The sequence below is a fragment of the Marinovum sp. genome (assembly GCF_048263515.1).
Classification (GTDB): Bacteria; Pseudomonadota; Alphaproteobacteria; order Rhodobacterales; family Rhodobacteraceae; genus Marinovum.
The window spans coordinates 160709-183354 of sequence record NZ_JBLXEC010000001.1; the positions used below are offsets into that span (position 1 = coordinate 160709).

The 22646-nt window shown below is 66.3% G+C and carries 20 protein-coding genes; 8 read left to right on the forward strand and 12 right to left on the reverse strand.

Annotated elements, in window-relative coordinates; genetic code table 11:
* Positions 1-2: 2 nt before the first annotated feature.
* Genes ACN0SE_RS00820 through ACN0SE_RS00840 form a run of 5 tightly spaced genes read left to right on the forward strand, consistent with a single transcriptional unit; the run spans position 3 to position 4315 of the window.
* Complete coding sequence (locus tag ACN0SE_RS00820; protein ID WP_417522566.1) at positions 3-1073, forward strand: ABC transporter ATP-binding protein; 1071 nt, start codon at positions 3-5, stop codon at positions 1071-1073.
* A complete protein-coding gene (locus ACN0SE_RS00825; RefSeq protein ID WP_417522567.1) occupies positions 1070-2233 on the forward strand; it encodes an enolase C-terminal domain-like protein in 1164 nt (387 codons plus the stop codon). Before ACN0SE_RS00820 ends, ACN0SE_RS00825 begins: the two co-directional genes overlap by 4 nt.
* Positions 2230-2571, forward strand: a complete 342-nt coding sequence (locus ACN0SE_RS00830) for an L-rhamnose mutarotase (protein WP_417522568.1) — start codon at positions 2230-2232, stop codon at positions 2569-2571. Before ACN0SE_RS00825 ends, ACN0SE_RS00830 begins: the two co-directional genes overlap by 4 nt.
* Positions 2568-3476: a dihydrodipicolinate synthase family protein gene (locus ACN0SE_RS00835; protein WP_417522569.1), complete on the forward strand. Its 909-nt coding sequence runs from the start codon at positions 2568-2570 to the stop codon at positions 3474-3476. Before ACN0SE_RS00830 ends, ACN0SE_RS00835 begins: the two co-directional genes overlap by 4 nt.
* A complete protein-coding gene (locus tag ACN0SE_RS00840) occupies positions 3473-4315 on the forward strand; it encodes a fumarylacetoacetate hydrolase family protein (RefSeq protein ID WP_417522570.1) in 843 nt (280 codons plus the stop codon). The genes ACN0SE_RS00835 and ACN0SE_RS00840 overlap by 4 nt, the downstream gene beginning before the upstream one ends.
* Positions 4316-4441: 126 nt before the next feature.
* Here ACN0SE_RS00840 and ACN0SE_RS00845 read toward each other — a convergent pair whose 3' ends face one another.
* Positions 4442-5146, reverse strand: coding sequence for a helix-turn-helix transcriptional regulator (locus ACN0SE_RS00845; RefSeq protein WP_417522571.1), 705 nt, complete (start codon positions 5144-5146; stop codon positions 4442-4444).
* A gap of 62 nt (positions 5147-5208) precedes the next feature.
* On the opposite strand from ACN0SE_RS00845, the gene ACN0SE_RS00850 reads away from it, so the two are divergent.
* A complete protein-coding gene (locus tag ACN0SE_RS00850; RefSeq protein ID WP_417522572.1) occupies positions 5209-5817 on the forward strand; it encodes a glutathione S-transferase family protein in 609 nt (202 codons plus the stop codon).
* Between the two features lie 76 nt (positions 5818-5893).
* On the opposite strand, the gene ACN0SE_RS00855 is transcribed toward ACN0SE_RS00850, so the two are convergent.
* The 9 genes from ACN0SE_RS00855 to ACN0SE_RS00895 all read right to left on the reverse strand — a co-directional run bounded on the left by ACN0SE_RS00855 (position 5894) and on the right by ACN0SE_RS00895 (position 17433).
* On the reverse strand, positions 5894-7774 hold the full coding sequence (locus ACN0SE_RS00855; RefSeq protein ID WP_417522573.1) for a DUF2264 domain-containing protein: 1881 nt from the start codon (positions 7772-7774) through the stop codon (positions 5894-5896).
* On the reverse strand, positions 7774-9447 hold the full coding sequence (locus tag ACN0SE_RS00860; protein WP_417522574.1) for a dipeptide ABC transporter ATP-binding protein: 1674 nt from the start codon (positions 9445-9447) through the stop codon (positions 7774-7776). Before ACN0SE_RS00860 ends, ACN0SE_RS00855 begins: the two co-directional genes overlap by 1 nt.
* Positions 9448-9457: 10 nt before the next feature.
* Positions 9458-10648, reverse strand: coding sequence for an ABC transporter permease (locus tag ACN0SE_RS00865; RefSeq protein ID WP_417522575.1), 1191 nt, complete (start codon positions 10646-10648; stop codon positions 9458-9460).
* On the reverse strand, positions 10648-11646 hold the full coding sequence (locus ACN0SE_RS00870) for an ABC transporter permease (RefSeq protein WP_417522576.1): 999 nt from the start codon (positions 11644-11646) through the stop codon (positions 10648-10650). Before ACN0SE_RS00870 ends, ACN0SE_RS00865 begins: the two co-directional genes overlap by 1 nt.
* Before the next feature lie 69 nt (positions 11647-11715).
* Positions 11716-13605, reverse strand: a complete 1890-nt coding sequence (locus ACN0SE_RS00875; RefSeq protein ID WP_417522577.1) for an ABC transporter substrate-binding protein — start codon at positions 13603-13605, stop codon at positions 11716-11718.
* A gap of 36 nt (positions 13606-13641) precedes the next feature.
* On the reverse strand, positions 13642-14427 hold the full coding sequence (locus tag ACN0SE_RS00880) for a sugar phosphate isomerase/epimerase family protein (protein ID WP_417522578.1): 786 nt from the start codon (positions 14425-14427) through the stop codon (positions 13642-13644).
* The gene (locus ACN0SE_RS00885; protein WP_417522579.1) at positions 14424-15446 is read right to left on the reverse strand and encodes a hydroxyacid dehydrogenase; all 1023 of its coding nucleotides are present in this window, start codon (positions 15444-15446) and stop codon (positions 14424-14426) included. Before ACN0SE_RS00885 ends, ACN0SE_RS00880 begins: the two co-directional genes overlap by 4 nt.
* A gap of 128 nt (positions 15447-15574) precedes the next feature.
* Complete coding sequence (locus ACN0SE_RS00890; protein WP_417522580.1) at positions 15575-16606, reverse strand: LacI family DNA-binding transcriptional regulator; 1032 nt, start codon at positions 16604-16606, stop codon at positions 15575-15577.
* Positions 16607-16731: 125 nt separating this feature from the next.
* The gene (locus ACN0SE_RS00895; RefSeq protein WP_417522581.1) at positions 16732-17433 is read right to left on the reverse strand and encodes a DnaA N-terminal domain-containing protein; all 702 of its coding nucleotides are present in this window, start codon (positions 17431-17433) and stop codon (positions 16732-16734) included.
* Between the two features lie 469 nt (positions 17434-17902).
* On the opposite strand from ACN0SE_RS00895, the gene ACN0SE_RS00900 reads away from it, so the two are divergent.
* Both ACN0SE_RS00900 and ACN0SE_RS00905 read left to right on the forward strand, forming a co-directional pair.
* The gene (locus ACN0SE_RS00900) at positions 17903-19210 is read left to right on the forward strand and encodes an AAA family ATPase (RefSeq protein ID WP_417522582.1); all 1308 of its coding nucleotides are present in this window, start codon (positions 17903-17905) and stop codon (positions 19208-19210) included.
* 14 nt (positions 19211-19224) lie between these two features.
* The gene (locus ACN0SE_RS00905; RefSeq protein WP_417522583.1) at positions 19225-20292 is read left to right on the forward strand and encodes a ParB/RepB/Spo0J family partition protein; all 1068 of its coding nucleotides are present in this window, start codon (positions 19225-19227) and stop codon (positions 20290-20292) included.
* A gap of 168 nt (positions 20293-20460) precedes the next feature.
* Here the strand turns inward: ACN0SE_RS00905 and ACN0SE_RS00910 are convergent, their stop codons facing one another.
* Both ACN0SE_RS00910 and ACN0SE_RS00915 read right to left on the reverse strand, forming a co-directional pair.
* Positions 20461-20790: a hypothetical protein gene (locus tag ACN0SE_RS00910; protein WP_417522584.1), complete on the reverse strand. Its 330-nt coding sequence runs from the start codon at positions 20788-20790 to the stop codon at positions 20461-20463.
* A 195-nt stretch (positions 20791-20985) separates the two neighbouring features.
* Positions 20986-22632, reverse strand: coding sequence for a BCCT family transporter (locus tag ACN0SE_RS00915; RefSeq protein WP_417522585.1), 1647 nt, complete (start codon positions 22630-22632; stop codon positions 20986-20988).
* Positions 22633-22646 lie beyond the last annotated feature (14 nt).

The window sequence follows — 22646 nt, forward strand, 5'->3', positions numbered from 1 at the left end:
CGATGGGATCCGTCGCACTCAGAAACATCCGCAAGTCATATGGCGCCGTCGAGGTGCTGCATGGCATCGATCTCGACATTCAGGACGGCGAATTCACCGTGCTGGTCGGCCCCTCGGGCTGTGGCAAATCCACCCTGCTGCGTTCGATCGCCGGGCTGGAAACCATCTCGGGCGGTGACATCGCCATCGACGACGCGGTGATCAACCAGCTGGTTCCCAAGGACCGCGACATCGCCATGGTGTTCCAGAACTACGCGCTCTACCCCCACATGACCGTGGCGAAAAACATGGGCTTCTCGCTGCGCCTCGCCAAGGAATCGCAGGCCGAGATCGATCGCAAGGTGCGCGCCGCCGCCGAGATCCTCGACCTGACCGCCCTGCTCGACCGCTACCCGCGCCAGCTCTCTGGCGGTCAGCGCCAGCGCGTCGCCATGGGCCGGGCCATCGTGCGCGACCCCAAGGTGTTCCTGTTCGACGAGCCGCTGTCGAACCTCGACGCCAAGCTGCGGGTGCAGATGCGCTCGGAAATCAAGGAGCTGCACCAGCGGCTCAAGACCACCACGATCTACGTCACCCACGACCAGATCGAAGCCATGACCATGGCCGACAAGATCGTCGTCATGCGCGGCGGCCATGTCGAACAGATCGGCACCCCGCTGGAACTTTACGACAATCCCGCCAGCGTCTTTGTCGCCGGCTTCATCGGCTCGCCTGCAATGAACTTCGTCCCCGCCACCGCCGAGGCCGGCGCGCTGCGCCTTGCCTCCGGCGAAACCCTGGGCCCGGTGGCCGCCGATGTCTCGCACGGCCGCGAAGTCATCGCAGGCTTCCGCCCCGAGGACATCCGCCTGTCCGACACCGGCATCGGCGCGCGGGTTGCGCTGATCGAACCCACCGGGGCGGAAACCCAGCTGACGCTGCGCACCGGCGAGGCCTCGATCATCATGACCACCCGCGACCGGGTCACGCAATCGGTGGGCGACACCGTGCACTTCAGCGTGCCGGCGGAAAAGCTGCACTGCTTCGATGCTGCCAGCGAACTCAGCCTCACCAACCGGACCCGCCCGCAATGAAGATATCCGACGTCAGGGTGATCCGCTTTCGCACCCATGCCGACCGCTGGGACATCGGCCATGCCCGGCTGAAACCCGGCGCCGAGGTGCACCAGACCGTGACCTGCATCGACACCGATGCAGGGCTCACCGGCTATTTCTTCGGCGGCGGCAAGCACGGCGATCAGGACGGCATGACCCCGGATGAACAGCGCATGATCGAAGGCCCGGTGCGCGACATGATCCTCGGCGCCGATCCCTTCGACCGGGAACTGATCTGGAAATGGATGTGGGTGCGCAACTACCCCGAGGTGGCGCAAAGCGTCATCGACTGCGCGCTCTGGGATCTCGCGGGCCGCGCGGCGGAGCTGCCGGTCTACAAGCTGATGGGCGGCGCCCGTGACAAGGTGCCGGCCTATGCCTCGACCTATCCCAACATCGGCCAGCCGCAGGTCTATGCCGAACATGCGCTCGAATGTCAGGCGCAGGGCTACAAGGCCTACAAGATCCACCCGCACTACTTCTGGAACCCCGACACCGGCCTGCCCACCAACGGCCGCCCCTCGAACATCCGTGCCGATATCGAGACGGTCAACCTCGTGCGCGAAGCGGTCGGCCCGGACATGGTGCTGATGTACGACGTCTGGGGCACCTACCACACGATCGAAGAGACGATCAAAGTCGGCCGCGAGCTGGAAAAGCTCGATTTCTACTGGTTCGAACACCCGATGCCGGAATACCGGGTCGAGAGCTACCGCCGCCTCTGCCGCGAGCTTTCGATCCCGATCCTCGCGCCCGAGATCGCCGCCGGCGGCGTCTTCACCCGCGCCGAATGGATCCTGCAAGGCGCCTCGGACATGAGCCGCATGGACATCCGCCGCGGCGGCGTCACCGGCTGCCGCAAGACCGCCGTCGTCTGCGAGGCCTTCGGCCAGCGCTGCGAGATCCACATGGCCGGCTGGGGCAACCTTCAGGTCATGGGCGCGACCTCGGAAGACACCAGCGAATGGTACGAAAAGGGCCTGCTGGCCCCCGGCGTCGACTATGACGCGCCGCATCCCTACCTGCAGCGCAACTGCGACCCGATGGATGCCGAGGGCTACGTCGCCCTGCCCCAGACCCCCGGCCTCGGCTACCAGCCGATCTGGGACTACATCGACGACAACAGGTTCGCGGCATGACCCTCTATCGCCGAGCCTGGACCATGCAGCTGCGCGACGGCGCCGAAGCCGCCTACGAGGCGGCGCATGCCGAGATCTGGCCCGAGCTAAAGGCGCAGATGGCCGAGAGCGGCATCCTGCGGTTCTTTCTCTACCGCTCTGGCACCACGATCTTTGCCTTCCAGGAACGCAGCCGCCCCTTTCCCGACACCTCCCACGCCGCGCCCTCGGGCCTCACCGCCCGCTGGTGGCGCGCGATGGCGCCGCTGATGTGCACCGAGGGCCCGGACCATCGCCCCATCCACACCGACCTGCGCGAGGTCTTCGCGCTGGACACCACCACGGAGACCCCGACATGACAGGCATCACCGGCATCGTGCCAATCCTGCTGACCCCGTTCCGCGCCGACCTGACCATCGACTACGAAAGCCTCCGGCTCGAGATCGAGGCCACGCTCGCCACCGGCGTGCACGGCATCGGTATCGCCATCGGCAGCGAGATCTTCAAGCTCACCCAGCGCGAGCGCCGCGAGATGCTGCGCGCCGTGGTCGATCAGGTCGAAGGCCGCGTGCCGGTGATCATGAACACCTCGGCCCCCGGCACCGCCCCCGCCGTCGAACTCGCCACCGAGGCCGCCGAGGCCGGCGCCTCCCGCCTGATGATCTGGCCGCCGGACTTCTTTGCGCTCGGCCCCGACGCGGTGATCGAACATCTCTCGCGCATCGCCGAAGCCGCGCCCCTGCCGATCATCCTGCAGGACGTGCCGCAGGCGCCGATCTCTCCGGCGCTGGCGCTCCGCATCGCCGAGGCCGTGCCCCAGGTCGACACCATCAAGGTCGAGACCAACCCCACCGTTGCCCAGGTCGGCGCCATGGTGGCGGCGGTCGGTGACAAGCTCACCGTTCTGGGCGGCGCCGGCGGCGGCACCCTGGTCGAGGAATACCGTCGCGGCGCCCGCGGCACCATGCCCTTTGCCAGCCAGGCGGCCGAGTTCATGCAGGTCTGGCAGGCGCTCGAAGCCGGCGACGAGACCCGCGCCGCCACCCTGATCGAGACCGAGATCCTGCCGGTCAGCCGCCTCGGGTTCCAGTCCGGCGACATGTTCTACCACGTCCACAAGGCCCTGCTCTGCCAAGCCGGCATCTTCCGCCGCGCGGCGGTACGCCCGCCCACCGCCGAGCCCGACGCCACAACCCGCTCCGAGCTGGCGCGCCTGCTGGCCCGGATCAAGATCACCGACACGAAACTGAAGGAAACCGCATGAAACTTCTCCGCCTCGGCCCGCTCGGTCAGGAACGCCCCGCCCTGCTGCACAGCGACGGCAGCTACCGCGACCTGTCGGACGTGGTGCCCGATATCGCCGGTGACACGCTGACCCCCGACGGCCTCGACAAGCTGCGCGCCGTCGATCCCGCCACCCTGCCCGAGATTGCCGCCGACACCCGCATCGGCGCCTGCGTCGGCCAGACAGGCAAGTTCATCTGCATCGGCCTCAACTACGCCGACCACGCCGAGGAAAGCGGCATGGCGGTGCCCTCCGAGCCGGTGATCTTCATGAAGGCCACCTCGGCGATCTGCGGCCCGAACGACGACGTGGTTCTGCCCCAGGGTGCCGAGAAAGGCGACTGGGAGGTCGAGCTGGGCGTCGTCATCGGCAAACCCGCCAAGAACGTCTCCGAGGCCGAGGCGCTGGAGCACGTGGCGGGCTATTGCGTCATCAACGACGTCTCGGAACGCGCCTTCCAGCTGGAGCACGGCGGCCAATGGGTCAAGGGCAAGTCCGCCGACACCTTCGGCCCCACCGGCCCCTGGCTGGTGACCCGTGACGAGGTGGCCGATCCCTCGAACCTGTCGATGTGGCTCGAGCTGAACGGCGAGCGGGTGCAGGACGGCTCGACCAAGACCATGGTCTTCGGCGTCGCACACGTGGTCTCCTACCTGTCGCGCTACATGTCGCTGCAACCCGGCGACATCATCTCGACCGGCACCCCCCCTGGCGTGGGTCTCGGCATGACGCCGCCGAAGTTCCTCAAGGCCGGCGACGAGATGCGCCTGTCGATCCAGGGCCTGGGCGAACAGCACCAGGTGGTGACCCAGGGCTGATCCTCCCGGCGTCCACCATCCATGGAAAAGGTGGGCCAACGGCCCCCCTTTGCAATTCGAGACCCTGCGAGGAACGCGCGGCGTTGAATACGAGCTTATACTCGGATTTCACTGCCGCCCCCGCAGCTAGCCCTTCACATCCCCTCCGGCACCGGAAAACCGTGCCGCATACTCCCGCAACAGACCTACCCGCCTTGGCCGGAAGCTGCCACCGCTGAGGCAGGCGGTCTCGATGCCCGAGGCATGAAACACCCGCCAGTCCTGCCGCAGGCAGCACCAGACCAGCACCATCAGCGCGCGGTCCGAATAGCTGATGCCAAGCGGCCAGACCTCGCGCTCGGTCACCCGGCCCTTGAGGTCACGGTACCGCACATTCAGCGCCAGTTCCTCCCAGCAGGCCTGCCGCAGCAGCGCCATGTCGACGGTCGGCGGCTCCCGGTCGGCCGGCGTCCGGAAACTGCGCAGCACGGTGTGCATCGCCTGCCGCGCCTGCCGGTCGGCCAGCGTCGCGATGATCCGCGCCAGCGCCGAGCGGCCGGCGGCTTCGAGCGCCGCATCGCCGGTCCGCGACAGGTCCCCCACCGCCAGCACGAGCGCCTCGATCTCCAGTTGCGAAAAGCTCTGCGGCGGTAGCGCCGGGTCTTCGGTCAGCCGATAGCCCACCCCGGCCTCGCCATCGATCAGCGCCCCGCCGGCGCGCAGGGTGGCAATGTCGCGGTAAAGTTGCCGCCGCGACACGCCGGTCTCGTCGGCCAGCCGCTCGGCGGTGACCGGCGCCGGCAGGCGGCGCAGCGCGTCCATCAGGCGCATCAGGCGATCGGTTCGGGCCATGCTGACACATTCTGTCAGCAGACCCGCGCTAAGAAAAGGCCTCACACACCAAGGATGGACCCATGCTCACACTTTATCATGCCCCCCGCTCCCGCTCGACCTCGATCCTCGTCCTGCTCGAGGAAATGGGCGTCTCCGACCGGGTCGAGGTGATCGACGTCACCGTCGCCCGTCAGGATGGCAGCGGCGCGCCGGATGCCCGCAATCCGCATCCCGAAAAGAAGGTGCCCTATCTGGTCAACGGCCCCGACCACCTGCGCGAGCGCGGTGCCATCATCGCCTATCTGACCGACATGTTCCCCGAGGCCGGGCTCGGCCGCCCGGTCGGCCATCCGCAGCGCGGCGCCTACCTCAGCTGGCTGTTCTACTACCAGGGCGTGATGGAGCCGGTGCTGGTGCTCGACTGGGCCAAGATCGCGCACCCCGCGCTGCAGACGACCTTCCGCGATCTCGGCGCCATGACCGACCGCCTCTCCGACGCGCTCAAGGACCAGCCCTACCTTCTGGGAGACGACTATTCCGCCGCCGACCTGCTGCTGTCGAGCCCGTTCCAGTGGCTGCCCGACGCCGCGCCCAAAGATCCGGCGATCGCGGCCTGGATCCAGCGCTGCGCCGATCGACCGGCGTTGAAGAAAGTCGTGGAGCGGGAAACCGAGGGAATGCTCGCATAACCCCTTCGACCCGCACAGGCCATGGATAGCCCCCTCGGGGCTATCCGACCCCTCGTTCAGATTGGCCCGAAAACCCTCAGGCCCCCGGCAGGTCCCAGACCCGGATCACCTGCCCGCCCTCGCGCATCGCCGCCAGATCCTCGGCCGAGGGCAGCCCGACCGGCACCTCCGGCGGCGTCTCGCCCTCGGCCAATTGCCCGGCAAAGACCCAGGCCCCGAACGACCACGCGCCCGGCTCCAGCGCGCAGGTCAGCTGCGGCACCCAGGTGCGCGGCGCGATCAGGTTGGTGTTGGGCTCTGGCGCGATCACCCGGGGCGTGCGCGCCCGGGCCCCGGCCAGCGGTGCCGCGACATCGGCGATGCAGCTCACGTCTCCAGCCGTCACCATCCGCGCCAGCGTTCCCGTAGCCTCGGGCACCAGCGCCGGCCCCGGCGTCGGATCATCGCGGCGCAGGGCAAAGCCGCCCTCGACCGTGTCCACCGGCCGCGCCGTAACGATCCGGTGCAGCCGCAAGTGCCAGGGCGCCCGCGCCAGCAGCCAGGTTTCCACCTCGACTTCCGGCATCGGCGACCATGCGGAATAGAGCCAATCCGCCCCGATCCGCGCCATGCTCTCGCGGCAGCGCACCATCGCCAGCTCGCCATCCTCGGAAAACGCCAGCATGTTGTCGAAGGGGCCATTGGCAAAGGCCCGCCCCTCGGTCTCGGTGCTGAAGCCGTAGCGGGTGGAATAGGCGAACTTGTTGTACTTCTCGGCGGTGCGCCCGAAGGTCGGCGATTGCTGGCCGCCGGCCAGCACCGTCACGTCGCCCTTGTGCTCGAATTTCACCATGCCGGGCTCCGGCAGGCTCACCACCTGCGGGCGCGGCGCCGGGGCGGTCTCCTCGGCGGTCCAGAACGGATGATCCTCTGGCAGGGCCAGCGGCGCAAAGGCCTTCATCGCCCAATAGGGCGATCCGGGCGAATTGTAGCGCTCGGCCATGCTCAGCTGCGGATAGCCGTAACCGATGCTCAGCACGCCGCGCGGATCGGCAATCGGCTGCGTCGACCACCAGCGCAGGTTGCGTGCCCAGAGCCCGCGGATCTCGCCCCAGGGCAGTGCCTCCTCGTCGGCCAGCGCCAGGGTGCCCCAGAACCCGGCATGGGCAAAGCGATAGGTCAGCGACCGGCCATAAGGCAGCGCCGCGCCATCGGCGGCGTACCAATGGGCGATCTGCGGCGCAAAGGCGCGTGCCCGTTCGCGGAACCTGTCGCGCCGGGCGCTGTCGGCCTCGGGGCCGTATTGCGCATAGATCAGCCCGTAGAAATGCATCGCAAAGGGGATGTAGTGATCGGCCTGACGCTGCGATCCGTCGCGGTACCAGCCGTTGCCCATGTCCCAGCCTTCCAGCCGGTCGAGGTTGGCCGCGATGATCGACAGGTCATGGTCCACCCCCACCCGGCTCAGCCCGAGCGACACCAGCACGTGAAAGAAGTTCCAGTTGTTGGGCGCCGGCGTCTGCTGCAGAGAATTCAGCAGCCAGTCGCGCAGGCAGTCGCGGCCGCGCTGGCTCATCCCGTCCCAGAACACCTCGGGCGCCAGCGCCAGCGCATAGCCGATGGCGGCGCTTTCGACCATCCGCTGGTCGCGGTCGGTGACCGGCCCCCAGTATTCCGGATGTTCCGGGTCGGCGCCGTTCTCCAACCCGGTGACAAAGGTCTCGATCCCGTCGAACCGCCCGCCACCGGCCAAGAGCGGTGCCAGCCCCCAGAACGGTCGGACCAGCCCTTCGAGATCGGCGGCAGCGACATGGAAATGCGCCCCCGTCGCCCCGAGAGTGATCCTTGCGCAGCCCGGCGAGGCCGCCGCCAGCAAGGGCGTGGCAAGATCGACCACGGCGCGCGCCGCATCGGCGCGTGTGGCAAAGGGGTTGCCGGCCATCGGATTGGCCGGCGCGTTGGAAACAAGGTCTTTCATCAGGCCACCAGGTGTCGTTTGCGCGGGTCGGGGATCGGCACCGCTGAAATCAGGCGTTGGGTATAAGGCTCCTGCGGGGCGTCGCAGATCTGCACGGCGGTGCCGGTCTCGACCACGCGGCCCTTGTGCATCACCGCCACCCGGTCGCAGAAATAGCGCACCACGCCGATGTCATGGGCAATGAACAGGATCGACAGGTCCAGCGCGTCGCGCAGATCAAGCAGCAGATCGAGGATCTGCGCCCGGATCGACCCATCCAGCGCCGAGGTCGCCTCGTCGGCGATGATCACCCGCGGATCGAGCGCAATCGCCCGCGCAATGCCGATGCGCTGACGCTGGCCGCCCGAGAAGGCATGCGGATAGCGCTCCATGGCGCTGGCCGGCAGGCCCACACGCTCCAGCAGTTCGCCGACGCGCTTGCGCAGCGCCGCGCCCTTGAGCAACCCGTTGACCAGCAGCGGCTCGCCGATGATCTGCTCCACCGTCATCCGGGGATTGAGCGACCCGTAGGGGTCCTGAAAGATCATCCGCATCTCGCGATAGACCTGCCCGTCGCGAAAGCTCGCCTTGTCGGTCAGGTCCTTCACCGCGCCGTCGCGGCTGTGATAGACCGCCCTGCCCGCCTGCGGCTGGAACCGGCCCATCAGCACCCGCGCCAGCGTCGTCTTGCCGGAACCGCTCTCGCCGACGATGCCGAGGATCTCGCCGCGCCGCAGCTCGATCGACACCCGGTCGAGCGCCTGCACCCCGGCGACGCGTTTCTTCAACAACCGCTTCTTCTTGTTGGGAAAGGCCAGCGACAGGTCCTGCGTCTCGATCAGCACCTCGTCCGAGGCCGGCTTGGCGCGGCCATGCGGCGCCTCGTCCAGCCCCATCGAGGCCTTGAGCAGCTTCTTCGTATAGGCATGGGCAGGCGCGTGGAACACCTGGTCGACCGGGCCGGTCTCGACCACCGCGCCATGCAGCATGACGACCACCTGATCGGCGATCTCGGCCACAACGCCCATGTCATGGGTGATGAACATCACCGCCATGTCGCGGCTTTCCTGCAGGCCTTTCAACAGCTTGAGGATCTCCGCCTGGGTGGTGACGTCCAGTGCCGTGGTCGGCTCGTCGGCGATCAGGATGTCAGGCTCGCAGCCCAGCGCCATGGCAATCATCGCCCGCTGCCGCATGCCGCCGGAATACTCGAAGGGGTACTTGTCGATCGCCTCTTCCGGGTTGGCGATCTGCACCGCGCGCAGCGCCTCGATCGCCTTGGCGCGCGCCTCGGCCGGGGTCACCTCCTGGTGCAGCAGGATCGCCTCGATGATCTGCTGGCCGATGGTGTGCACCGGCGACAGCGAGGACATCGGCTCCTGAAAGATCATCGCGATGCGCGCGCCGCGCACCGCCCGGATCTCGGCGCCGTCAGGGTCGAGCCCCGAGAGCTCGATCCTCTGCCCCGCCTTCACGTCGACGAGGTTGATCGCACCCGACTTGATCACCGCCGGCTCGACGATGTTCAGGACGGCCCGCGCGGTCACCGATTTGCCCGAGCCGGATTCACCGACGAAACAGGTGGTCTGCCCCAGCTTCAGATCGAAGCTGACGTCAGAGATCGCCGTCGTCTCGCCCTTGCGGTGCGGAAAGGCCACCGAGAGGCCGCTGACCTGGAGAACCGTATCGTTCATGACTGTCTCCTCACTTCGCATAGGGGTCTGCGGCGTCGCGCAGCCCGTCGCCGATGAAGTTCATCGCCAGAACGGCGATCACGATGGCCGCGCCGGGCAGCAGCAGCCAAGGCGCGGTGGCGAGCGTGCGGATGTTCTGCGCCTCCTGCAGCAGCACGCCCCAGGAAATCACCGGTGCTTGAAGCCCGAGCCCAAGGAAGGACAGCGCGGTTTCCGCCAGGATCATCGCCGGCACGGCGAGCGAGGCGGCGGTGATGATATGGCTGGTGAAGGCCGGCACCATGTGGCGCAGGATCACCCGCAGGTGCGAACAGCCGTCATAGCGCGCGGCGGCCACGTAATCCTCGCCATTCAGCGCCAGAAAGCGGCCCCGCACCACCCGCGCCAGTTCCGTCCAGCCAAGGAAGGACAGGATCAGGGTGATGGCGAAATAGGTCTGCAGTGGCGACCAATCCGACGGCATCGCCGCGGCCAGCCCCATCCACAACGGGATGGTGGGCAGCGAGCGCAGGAACTCGATGGCGCGCTGCGTGACGGCATCGAACCAGCCGCCGAAATAGCCCGCCGCGCCGCCGATGATCACGCCCAGAACCAGGCTCATGATCACGCCGACAAGGCCCACCGACAGCGAGATTTGCGTGCCGTAGACCAGCCGCGAAAACATGTCCCGCCCCAGCCGGTCAGCCCCGAACAGATAGAACGGATCGCGCGTCTTCTCGGGCCCCAAGAGGTGGATGTCGGTCGGGATCAGGCCGAACAGCTTGTAGTCCCAGCTGCGCTTGAAGAAGGTCAGATAGATCTTCTTCTCCTCGTCGATCACGAAGGTCCGGCGCAGCGCCTCGGGCTCGATTTCCACCTTGTAGCCATAGACATACGGCCGGATCGACCAGCCGTCCTCGGTCCGGTCGATGAAATGCAGCGCCTGCGGCGGCGCATAGGTGTAGCGCGCCTTGACGTCGCCGGGATCGTTCGGCGCGACAAAGCCGGCAAAGACCGCGACCAGCACGAAGAGCCCGAGGATCCACAGGCTGATGACGGCCAGCCGGTGCTTGGCAAAGCGCCGCCGGATCAGCTGCCACTGGCTCTCGGTGCCGTGGCTGGCGTCGATGCGGGGATCGACCTCGCCCACCGAAGGCTCGGGCGTGTCGCGCACCGCACCGATGCGGGCGTCGGGGGAATTTGCAGGGGTTGTGAGGGTCATCAGTTGGCTCCCACCATGCCAAGCCGGATGCGCGGATCGATCCAGGCCAGCAGAAGATCGGAAATCAGGGTGCCGACCAGCGTCAGCAGCCCCATGAACATGATCAGCGCGCCCGCCAGGTACATGTCCTGGCTGAGCAGCGCGCGCAGCAGGATCGGCGACAGCGTCGGCAGGTTGAGCACGATGGCGGTGACAAAGGACGACGAGATCACCGTCGGCAGCACCCAGCCGATGGTCGAGACCAGCGGGTTCATCGCCACCCGCACCGGATAGCGCCAGATCAGCTTGCGCCGTGCCAGGCCCTTGGCGCGCGCAGTCAGCACATAGGGTTTGTTCAGCTCGTCCAGCAGGTTGGCGCGCAGCACGCGCACCAGCTGCGCCGCGCCTGCGGTCGAGATCACCAGGATCGGCGCCCAGACGTGGCTCGCGAAATCGAGGACGCGGTCAAGCGACCAGCGCGCATTCATGTATTCGGGCGAAAAGAGCCCGGTGATGGTCACGCCGAACCAGTTGTAGCAGATGTACATCAGCACCAGCGCAAACAGGAAGTTGGGGATGGCGAGCCCGAGGAAGCCGAGGATCGTCGCGGCGTAGTCGCCCAGCGAATACTGGTTGACCGCGGAATAGATGCCGATCGGGATCGACACCGCCCACATCACCACCACCGCCGTCAGCTCGACGCCCAGCGAAATGCCGATCCGCTGCGAGAAGATCTCGGACACCGGGCGCTGCATCTCGAAGCTGTAGCCGAAATTGCCGCGCAGGATTTCCGACAGCCAGGCCCAGTATTGCACCAGCACCGGCGAGTCGAGCTTGTAGCGTTCGCGCAGCGCGATGATCGTGTCCTGATCGACGCTCTCGCCCGAGGCCGAGAGCCCGGCGATATAGGAGGTCACGAAGTCCCCCGGTGGCAACTGGATCACGATGAAGACCACGACCGACAAGGCCAGAAGCGTCAGGATCATCGTCACCAGTCTGCGGCTCAGATAGGTCAGCATGGGTCTCTCCCCCCGTTGAGACAGCGCGGCAGATCGGGCGCGGGCACAGGGCCCGCGCCCGGGATGCGCTTACTTCTTGTAGTAGAGCTGCGAGGTTTCCATCGGACCGGGCTGCGGATAGACCCAGGTATAGACCTGGCCCTCCGGCACGTTGCCGAGGTTCTTGTTGGCAACGATATAGCCATCCGCCGGCAGCACGGTGCCGATCACATAGAACTGCTCTGCCGCGATATCGAGAATCTCGCCGAAGATCTCCTTCTGCTTTTCCTTGTCAGCAGTGGCGATCATCTCTTCGTACAGGTCCATCTGCTTCTGAACCACCGGCGGCGGGGTTTCGGCGATGGTGCTGCCGCTCTTCATGAAGTGCTGCGCCCAACCCTGCGCGAAAGAGGACTCCAGGTTGAACGGGAAGTAGTAGCGCGGATCGAGCAGCGCATCGCTCATCCCGCCGTCACCCCACCAGATGTGCATGTCGTGGCTGTTGTTCTGGATCCGCTCGTAGACCAGGCTGCGCTCGGCGTTGCGGGCGTCGAGGTCGATGCCGATCTCCTGCCATTGCTCGGCCACCAGCTGGGCGATGTCGTTGAACTCGATCTGGTCCGAAGGCGAGAACAGCTGAATGCGGATCGGTTCGCCGTCAAAGCCCAGGCGAATGCCGTCGCTGTCACGCTCGGTCAGGCCCAGCCCGTCAAGCAATTCGTTGGCGCGGTCCGGGTCATATTCGGTGAACTGCTTGGCCAGAGTCTCGTTGTAGAACTGCGACGAGGGGCGCGGCGCGGCCTGATAAGGCTCGCCCTGCCCGGCAAAGACCACGTCGATGATCTCTTCCCGGTCCATCCCCAGCGACAGCGCGGCGCGGAAGTCCTTTTCGTTGTAAAGCTTGCGCTTTTCCGGGTCCTGATGGGTCATGTTGAGCTGAAAGATCGCGTGGTTCATCCGCGCATCGGTGGTGGATTTCAGCGTATAGCCGCCGTTTTCCTGGCCGTCATAGATCACCGGCTTGTTGGTGACGGTGGCAAAGTGACGGTTGGAGAAATCGATCTCGCCGTTGACCACCTTGAGCACGATGTCCTCGACGTTCTCGGTCTGAACCATCTGCACCTTGTCGATATAGGGCAGCTGGTTGCCCTCGGGGTCGACTTTGAAGAAATAGGGATTGCGCTCCCATTCGATCAGCTGGTTCAGCCCGTCATAAGGCGTGACCTGGCGCCAGGCAAAGAGCAGCGGGCGGTCCTCGTCGACGAAGTTGAAGAAGCAGGTCTGCTCGATCGCCTGGGTCCAGCTGTCGAAACCGGCGGCCTTGGCGGTCTCGTTGGCGTCAGGGCTCACCTCGGGGAAATACTTGCCGCAGTAGTGCTTGGCGGCATTGACGATGAACTGGCCTTCGACCGTCGCCAGCCGCTCGAGGAACAACCCGTTGGGGGCATCCAGCGTGATCTTGAAGGTCAGCGAATCGACCACCTCGCTCGAGATCGCCTCCCAGTCAAAGCCGTTGGCCTTGCGCCCGCCGTAGGCCGGGCTGCGCATCACGTCGAGGGCGAATTTCAGGTCCTCGGCGGTAAAGGGCTCGCCATCCGACCACTTGTGGCCCTCGCGCAGGTAGAAGGTGAACTCGGTCGCATCCTCGTTGACCTCGAAGCGTTCGGCCACGTTCGGCACGACCTTGGTCCATTCGTAGTCATAGGCGACCAGCGGCTGGTAGCCCACGGTGCGGCGGATCCAGCCGGTGTCATAGGTGCCCTTGAGCGCCGAGCGCCAGGTGCCGCCATAGGTGCCGACCGCTTCGATCGGCTCGACCACGAAGGGGGTCTTGGGCAGGCGTTCGTCGACCGGCGCCAGCGTGCCGGCCTCGACCGCGGCCTTCAGGTCCGGCGCCTCGGAATACTCCTGCCCGAAGGCAGGCCCCGCCAGCGCGACAAGCGCCGCCAGCGACACTCCGGTGAATTTGGTTCTCAGCATGTTGTCTCCTCCCAATGGATTGCTGTTTTCGTCAGGTCAGGCCGCGACCGGGTGGCAAAGCCGCCGCAGGTCGCGCATGTCGTCAAGGAACCGGGCCGCGTCATCGTCCTGAACGAACTCGAGGTATCCGCAGCGCGGATGCGGCCAGGTCGGTGCCGGGCGCCAGGCGTCGAAAAGCGCGCGCCAATGGTCCAGCCCCTCCGCCAGCGGCCGGCGTTGCTGGCCGCTTTCGGTCATGATCCAGTAAAAGACGTGCAGATCGCCCAGCCACGGCTGCAGCAGCGCCAGCTCCTCCAGCCAGCGCGCCCGCCCCCGCCCCGGCACCGGCTGCCAGTAGCTGAAGAGGTTGGCGTGATCCGCCGTCCGCAGCAGGTCGCGCGCATCCTCGGCCTCCTCGGTCAAGGTGTTGCGGTGGTATTCGACGCTGATGGTGATCCCGTGTTCGGCGGCTCTGCGCGCCATCTCGGCCAGGTCCTTGGCGCAGGCCTCGAACCCCGCCACACCGGCCTCGGCGCGGATCCTGTCGCCGGCCCAGACGCGGATGTTGCCGGCACCAAGCGCCCGCGCCGAGACCAGAACCGCCGCGAAGTCCTCCAGACAGCCCTCCGTCCCGGCCCGCACGTAAGAGCCGTAGGACGAGGGCAGGATGCCCTTCGCCTCGCAGAGCGCCCGGACCTGTTGCGCCACGGCAACATCGCCCGGCGGCACATGCCTGTCGCCCCCCCATTCGATCGCCTCGACACCGGTCTCGGCCGCGAGGTCGACCAGCGCCTCGGGCGTCAGCGCCCGAAAGGTCACCGAGCAGAGGCCGGCGCGGATCATGCCACCCGCTCCCAGTCGGCGATGATGACCTCGTGCTGAAGCGGCTCGTTGCGGGTGAAGCGCTCGATATCGTCCAGCACCATCGCGGTCATGTCGCAGACCTCGCAGCCGAAGGACCCGGCGATATGCGGCGTGACGGTGACATTGGGCAGCGACCAGAGCGGCGAGTCGTCCGGCAGCGGCTCGGGGTCGGTGACGTCGAGCACGGCAAAGATCCGCCCCTCCGTCATCGCCGCCACCAGTGCGTCGTTGTCGATGATCCGGCCGCGCGCGGTGTTGATCAGCAGCGCCCCGTCGCGCATCTTGGCAAACTCCGCCGCGCCAAAGCTGCGCTCGGTCGATGGCAGCAGCGGCTGGTGCAGGCTGACCACGTCGCTCTCGCGCAGCAGCGCGTCCATCTCGACCTTGCGGGCGCCCATCGCGGCGGCGGCCTCTTCGCTGACAAAGGGGTCATGCAGCAGCACCGCGATGCCGTGATGGCGCAGGTCGGCGGCCACCAGCCGACCGATGCGCGACGCGCCGATGATGCCGACGGTGCGCCCGGAATTGCCCACCGGCCCGGCAAGAACCGTGCGCCGGGTGGCAATCGCCGAGCGTTCGGCGCGATAGACCTTGCGCCATTCCGGCACGCGTTTGAGATGCAGCAGGATATGCGCCAGGGTGAACTCCGCCACCGGCTTGGCATTGGCGTCGGCGGCGCTCACCACCGTCAGCCCCTCGGCGGCGGTGCCCGGCGACAGCACACCTTTCACCGTCCCGGCCAGATGCGCCACCATCCGCAGCTTCGGCATTCGCCGGCGCAGCTCGGCATCCAGCGGACGTGACCGCCAGCCGGTTAGCAGGATCTCGACATCCGCCAGCAGCGGCGCCGCCTCGTCGTCGCGCAGATCGGCAATCGGCTCTGGCGTCAGCAGGTCGGTCAGCGTACCCAACCGGCCCATGTTGCGCTCGCGGCAGGCGGCCGGAAAGTGGATCTCGAACTCTGGCGTGTCGAGCTGGATCAGCGATGAAAAGCGCATTCCGTTCTCCCTGCAACGGTGACTTGCAGAGATACTTGCATGATTTGCGCAATGCCGCAAGTTTTTGTGCATTCATGCAATAAATTTGCACTGGCGGCAGAAACGCCCGGCAACCCGCTGTTATACCGTCACTTTCTCAGATCGAGAACGGAATCCCCCGGCTTCATCTTTACCTGCGTCAGAATTTGATGGGTCGGCGCCTCCGGATTTGCACTCCGCGCGGCCAGCAGACGAATCGCCTCGGTGCCCAGGTGTTCCCAGTCCACATGCAGGGTGCTGAGCAGCGGCGAGGAGAACTCTGCCAGCGGCAATCCGTTGAACCCGAGGATCGACACATCCGCCGGCACATCATACCCGTGCATCCGCAAATCCTGCATCACCCCCAGCGCCACCGTGTCCGCCGCACAGAACACCGCCGTATAGGGAAACCGCCCCTCCGTCAGCATCGGCATCAGGAACCGGTGCGCCGCCTGTTCGGTGACGCTCTCCATCTCGATATGATCGCAGTCGACCTCGGCGCCGCCCAGCTGATCGATCGCCGCGCGAAAGCCGGTGTCGCGCGCCGCCAGCGTCTCGCGCCGCCGGGTCCCGAGGTGCAGAATGCGGCGATGGCCCATGTCCAGCAGGTGCTGCGCCGCCATCCAGCCGCCGAAATAATTGTTCGGCGCCACGTGATCGTGGGTCATCGTCAGGTCGATCCCATTGACCATGACCGTCGGATGCCCCTGATCCAGCAGGCTTTTCAACAGCGCAGGCTCGGGGTCGACCCCGGCAAAGAGCACCCCGGTCTCGGTGCCGCCAAGGATCTGCGACGGAATCTCGCCGTCATCGCCGAACAGCGCCAGCTCGACCCGCAGCCCGACCTCGGCGGCAGCGTTCTTCAGCCCCGTCATGATGAAATGGTAGATCGAGGCCGAGCCCGAGTTCAGATCGGCCTGCGACTGCAGCAGCAGCGCCCGCCTGATCCGCGGGCTGGCCGCCGGGGCCCCCTGCCCCGCCGGCAGGGTCACCGGCGTGCCCAGATCGGCCGCGGCCTTGAGCACCCGTTCGGCGGTGGCGCTGCTGATCCCCGGCGCGCCGGACAGCACCCGCGACACCGTCGAAACCGACACGCCGACCAGCTTGGCGATGTCTTCCTGTCTGACCCTCGATTGCCGCATCTTGCCCCCTGCCCCGTCCCTGACCTGCACATTCCCGTTCGTTCTTCATGGATCGGCCGGGCATTGCAAGTTTTTTGCACGATCTTGCAACAACGATTTGCAGCAGAGCCGGCCTGCGTGCACCATCACTCCACCGCCAGAACGTCCACCCGGCGCACCCCCGGATCGATCCCGGCATAGGTCGTCAGCAACTGCGGCAGGAAATGCGTGCTGACGTAATCCGCCACGAAGCGCGACGGCGCGGCCAGCGTCACCCGCCCGCCCTCGCGCGACATTTCCGACAATTGCCCGAACCACGCATTGGTCAGCGCCGGCGCCTCCTGACGCAGCCGCGCCAGCACCTGGCCCCAGGCCCCCTCGGCCGGCCCTGCGCTGCCCCGCGGCTGGAACGGGATCACCTTGGGGTCATCCGGCACCAAAGCCTCCCCTGCCCCGCCCTGACGCTCCTGCATGCGGGCCACGAAGTCCGGTCCGATCGTCTCCCAGATCGGCCGTGTGTCGCCCAGCAGGCTCGCGAGGTTCAGCGCATAGACCGTCACCCGGCCCTTGGCCCCGGCGCGTTTGACCTCAATCCAGCCGGCGCTGCGCAGCTTGGCCATCTCGCGTTTGACCGTGCGTTCATCCACCGACCAGAGCCGGGCGATCTCGGCCCGGCCGATCGAGAGCTCGTTGTTCTGCCAATTGTAACGGGTGGTGATCAGCACCATCAGACGCATGATCAGCCGCTGGCGGTGCTTGTCCCCCGAAAGAGCAGAGACCCCCAGCGCCGAAAGTATGTCGTATTTCTGGGCCGAGGCATTGCGCCCGACCGGTTTCGCCACCTGCATGACCTGCTCCGCCTCGTTGCCGGCTGTCCCGGCCCTTTTGTCCGGTTTGTGAACGCCTGCCAACGCTTTTCCGGAACTTTGTCCAATTTGCGTCCAACGATGCGATTCTGTCAAGCGATCCTCTGAAGCGTGGCGGTTTCGTCCCGCAATTCTGCCCCAATAAAAAAAGATCTGGTGAAGTGTAAGGTGAAGGGGGACATCCTGTACGTCCCCCTATTTGCCGGAAATGTCCCCCTAACCGTGGGGGAGCCGCCAATGGTGTCCCCCCATATATCGCAGCGGGATCAAGGGAATCGCCCTCTCGCCCCTGACTGACGTCCGAATCGGTTTCAGGGCCCGATCCCCTTGGTTTTCTTACCCGTGGATAAAAACCGGCTTCCTTGCCTTCAGATGATAATAGGTTTTGCCCTAATGGCAAATTAAGCGTAAATGGGGGAAAAGCGACAAAAACCGTCCTGCGAGGCCCTGCATGTATACCCACGAAGACCTGAGCGTTCTTCAGAACCGTTCCCTGAAACTCCAAGGCTGGATCCGCCAGCAGACCTTTTCCCCCGGCCTGGAAAAGACCCTGCGCCGGTTCTCGAGCTGGGAGGTCGCCGAGCTGATCTTCCGCATCAACCAGTCGACCTTCCGCGGCAAGCTGGCGGCCGATCCCTCGCTGCCGTCGGGCGAGGTCGAACAGGAGGGCCGGCAGCGCTGGTTCTCGCTCGAAGAGATCAACGAGCTTCGCCGCCGTCTCAAGGTCAACAAGCGCAGCCTGATGCCGGTGCGCCCGGCGCGGCAACGCGCGGTGCGCGCAGCGGTGGCCAACTTCAAGGGCGGCGCCGGCAAATCCACCGTGGCGCTGCACTTCGCCCATGCCGCCGCGCTCGACGGCTACCGGGTGCTGGTGGTCGACTTCGATCCGCAGGCCACGCTCAGCCATTCCATGGGGCTGACCGACGTCTCCGAGGAACACACCGTCTGGGGCATCATGGCGCGCGACCTGATCCGCGAGACCGAGCGGATGAACGCGGGCCCGGTGGGCGCCGAGAGCGGCGCCGCCCTGCCCCACCGACACCTGCCCGCCTCGATCACCGAGCTGGGCCTTGGCGATCTGCGCATCGGTGATTTCATCAAGCCGACCTCCTGGCCCACGATCGACGCCATCCCCTCTTGCGCCAACGCCGCCTTTGTCGAATTCGCCAGCGCACAATATCGCCACCTCAATCCCGAGTGGTCGTTCTTTGCCGCGGTGTCGCGTTATCTCGATCAGATCCCCGACGACAGCTACGACATCATTATCTTCGACTGCCCGCCCGCCATCGGCTACCAATCGATGAACGCGGTCTTTGCCGCCGACGTGCTCTATATCCCTTCTGGCCCCGGCTACTGGGAATACGACAGCACCACCTCCTTCGTCGGCCAGCTCTCGGAGGCGCTCGAGGATTTGTCAGGCGGGTTCGACGGCACTTTACCCACGGGTAAAATCGCTTTGCCCAAGGTGTTCTACGACATCCGCTTCCTGCTGACCCGTTACGAGGCCGGCAACGATCTGCACCGCGCCATGCAGGAGGCCTTTCGCAAGGTCTGGGGCGAACATGTCACCGACAACCCGGTCGAGATGACCCGCGCGGTCGAACAATCCGGGCGATTCCTGAACTCGGTCTACGAGATGGATTACCGGGAGATGACCAGAGAGACCTGGCGCAGAGCACGTCATACATTCGATGCGGCCTATGAAGAGTTCCGCCAGACGGTGCATGATGCCTGGGCGCAGATGGAGGCTGACAAATGAGCAAGAAGCGGAGAATGTTCGACATCGACCTGCCCGAAATGGGCGACATGGAGGTCGGCAAGACACCCGAGCGCGCGCTGCGACGCGGGCCGATGGCCTCGGCGATTCACGAAAACGCCAATTCGCTGCGCGACCGCAAGGCAGCGGAAGAGACCATCCGCGAAGAGAACGACCGTCTCGCCACCGAGTTTGTCAGGCTGAAACGCGAAGGTCTGATCACCGACCGGGTGCCGCTCGAGGCGGTGGTCGCCGACAAGCTGATGCGCGACCGCGCCCCCGGCGCCGACGAGGACCTGCAGGAGCTGATGCTGTCGATCCGCGAGATCGGCCTGTCCAATCCGCTGCGCGTCGAGGCGCGGGAGGATGGCAAATACGAGCTGATCCAGGGCATGCGCCGGCTGATGGCCTTTCGCGCGCTGCACGCGGAAACCGGCGATCCGGCCTTTGCCACGATCCCGGTGGGGATCGTGCCGGCCGAGAACGAGCTGCACACCAGCTATCGCCGGATGGTGGACGAGAACCTGATCCGCAAGGATATCTCGTTCGCGGAAATGGCGACGCTGGCGCGGCGCTATGCCGAAGACCCGGCGAACCAATGCCCCGAGGTGTCTGAGGCGGTATCGGTGTTGTTCAAGTCTGCCTCGGACCAGAAGCGCAGCTACATCCGCGCCTTTGCCGAGCTGCTGACACGGCTGGAAAAGCTGCTGGAGCATCCGCAGAAAATTCCGCGAAATGTCGGGGTCGAACTGAAGCGCGCGCTTGATCGGGACGCGGGGCTGGTGCAGCGGGTGAGCCAGGCGCTGAAGGCCGAGCCGGGGCGGGATGCCAAGCGCGAGGTGGCGATCCTGCGCGGCTTTGTCGAGGAAGGTCCGGTTTTACCCACGGGTAAGACCCCGGGTCAGAAGCCGCCGCGGCAGCGCCAGGCCAAGACGACATTCCAGGTGTCGCAGGGCAAGGCGGTTGCCAAATGCAGCGCGTCGCAGGGCCGGCTGGAACTGCGCGAGGACCGCGACTTCTCGGCCATCGACCGGCGCAAGCTGGAACAGGCGATCAAGGCTTTCTACGCCGCGCTTGATGCGTGAACGGGCAGGGGGCCTGGCCCCTGTCGACGGGATTTATCCATGGGTAAAACGCGGCGCCTGTGTGCCTTGGCCGGGCCCGCGACGCGCGCTGCAAGAACTCCGGGTGCCGGCGCGGCAGGGTCGGGGCTGGCGGGGGCGGTGGGTGATGGTCAGGTTGTGCGCCGGGGGTCAGCCGGGGGTCCGCAACCTCGGTGAGGCATGCCGGACGGTGGGCCGGACGGCGCACCGGGTGGTTTGATTGCCCATTGCGTGACCTTTGGCATTGCGTCCCGGGGCGAGGTCCTGGATGATGTTCACAGGTCCATTTTGCGGTCGCTCGGGCGTGTTTCCCGGGACAGACGGCAGGGGATCGTGGCCGCGGCCGTTACCTTCCAAAATGTTGAGATTATCGGACATAACCCCATACAGCGGGGCGCGGCGCTTTTGCAGTAAGAAATTTCCCAAAAGCGCCGCGAAGAAATGAGCCGTCGCAGGACCGGCGGTTTCATCGGCTGCCATGGGCCTTCCCTTCGCAGGGGGCCGGACGGTTTGGCGCCCCGCGCGGCGAGGGGCGAAGGTCATGCGGGCGGTCGCTGTGAGACCACCTGAATATTCCAGGATTTGAAGGGGTAGGGGGCCACAGGCAGCCAGAGCCGGGGAAGCGTTATCCGAAGCGGGCGGGGCAGGTCAGGCCTGCCCCGCCGGTGCGAGGGCTCAGGCTTCGCGGTGGCGGTTCTGCACGCCGCGGCGGTCGCGGATCGCGTCCTTGATGACGGCCTTGGTCAGCGCCACGCACATCAGGAACATCACCAGGCTGAAAGGCAGCGCGCCGATCACCATGGCGGTCTTGATGGCGCCCAGACCGCCCACCAGCAGCAGGCCGCCGACCACGAGGCTGAGCGCCACCCCCCAGAAGACGATATGGGCGCGGCCCTTGGGGCTTTCCTCGCCGGCGGCATTGATGGTGTTGACGATCAGGATCGCCGAATCCGCGGTTGTCACCAGATAGGTCAACAGCAGGACGACAACCACGGCGGCCATCGCCCAGGCCAGGCCGCTGCCCAGCATCAGGTCAAGCGTGGCAAAGAGCTGGCTCTCCTGGCCGGCACCCGAGATCGCGTCGCCGGCGGTGCCGCTCAGGGTCATGTCGATGGCGGTGCCGCCGACAAGCGTGAACCAGACAAAGCACATCAGCGACGGCACCACGATCGCGCCCAGCACGTATTCGCGGATGCTGCGCCCGCGCGAGATCCGGGCGAGGAAGACACCGACGAAGGGTGCAAAGGCGATCCACCACGCCCAGTAGAACACCGACCAGCCGCCTTGCCATGCGGCGAGGGCGTCGCCTGTCTCGGTGCCGTCGGCGTGCCAGACCGTCACCAGCAGCGCCGGCAGTTCGGTCACATAGGCCAGCAGCCCCGAGGCCAGCGCGCCGAGCCCGAAGAGGCTGGAGCCGAACAGCAGGAAGAAGGCCAGCAGGAAGACGCTGAGCCCCATGTTGAGGTTCGACAGCCACTTGATGCCCTTGCCCACGCCAGAGAGCGCCGAGAGCGTCGAGGCGCCGAGGATCATCACCAGCGCCACGACGATCCCGGCGGTGCTGGGCTTGCCGTCGGCCTCGATGATCCAGTCGCCGAACCCCACGCGGTTGAGGCCGGCCACGAACTGCTCGACGCCGAAGCCCAGGGTCTGCGCCACCCCGAGGATGGTGGCGACGACGGCGACGACGTCGATCACATGGCCCAGCGGCCCGGAGAGATGTCTGCCGAACAGCGGCATCAGGCCCGAGCGCACGGTCAAGGGCAGGTTCCGGCGGTAGGAGAAATAGGCCAGCGACAGCCCGACCAGCGCATAGCAGGCCCAGGCCGAAAAGCCCCAGTGCAGGAACGACCAGACATAGGCGGCGGTCACGTTGTCGGCGCCCGATGCGCTGGTCTGGCCGAGGATGACATTGGGGTTGGTGGCAAAGTGGTACATCGGCTCGGCGGTGGCAAAGGTCAGCATGCCGATGCCGATCCCGGCGCCGAACATCATCGAGAACCACGAAAAGCGCGAGAACTCGGGGCGATCCTCGGGCCGGCCCAGGGTGATCCGTCCGGTGGCCGGCACCAGCGCCAGCACCAGGCAGACCACGAGGAACAGCGCCACCACCCAGATGTACCAGCTGGCAAAGCTCTTGAGCAGGGCGCCGTTCAGCGCGTTCAGCACCGCCGCGGCGGTGTCGGGCACCGAGATCGCCCAGACGATCAGCGCCGAGACCAGTATCTTGGACGGGATCGCGACGCTCTTGGCAAAGCCGGAATAGAGACCGCGATCCGCGGTCTCTATGTCCAGTTCCATCAATGGGGGTTTGTTGGCCATGGTTCCTCCGTTCT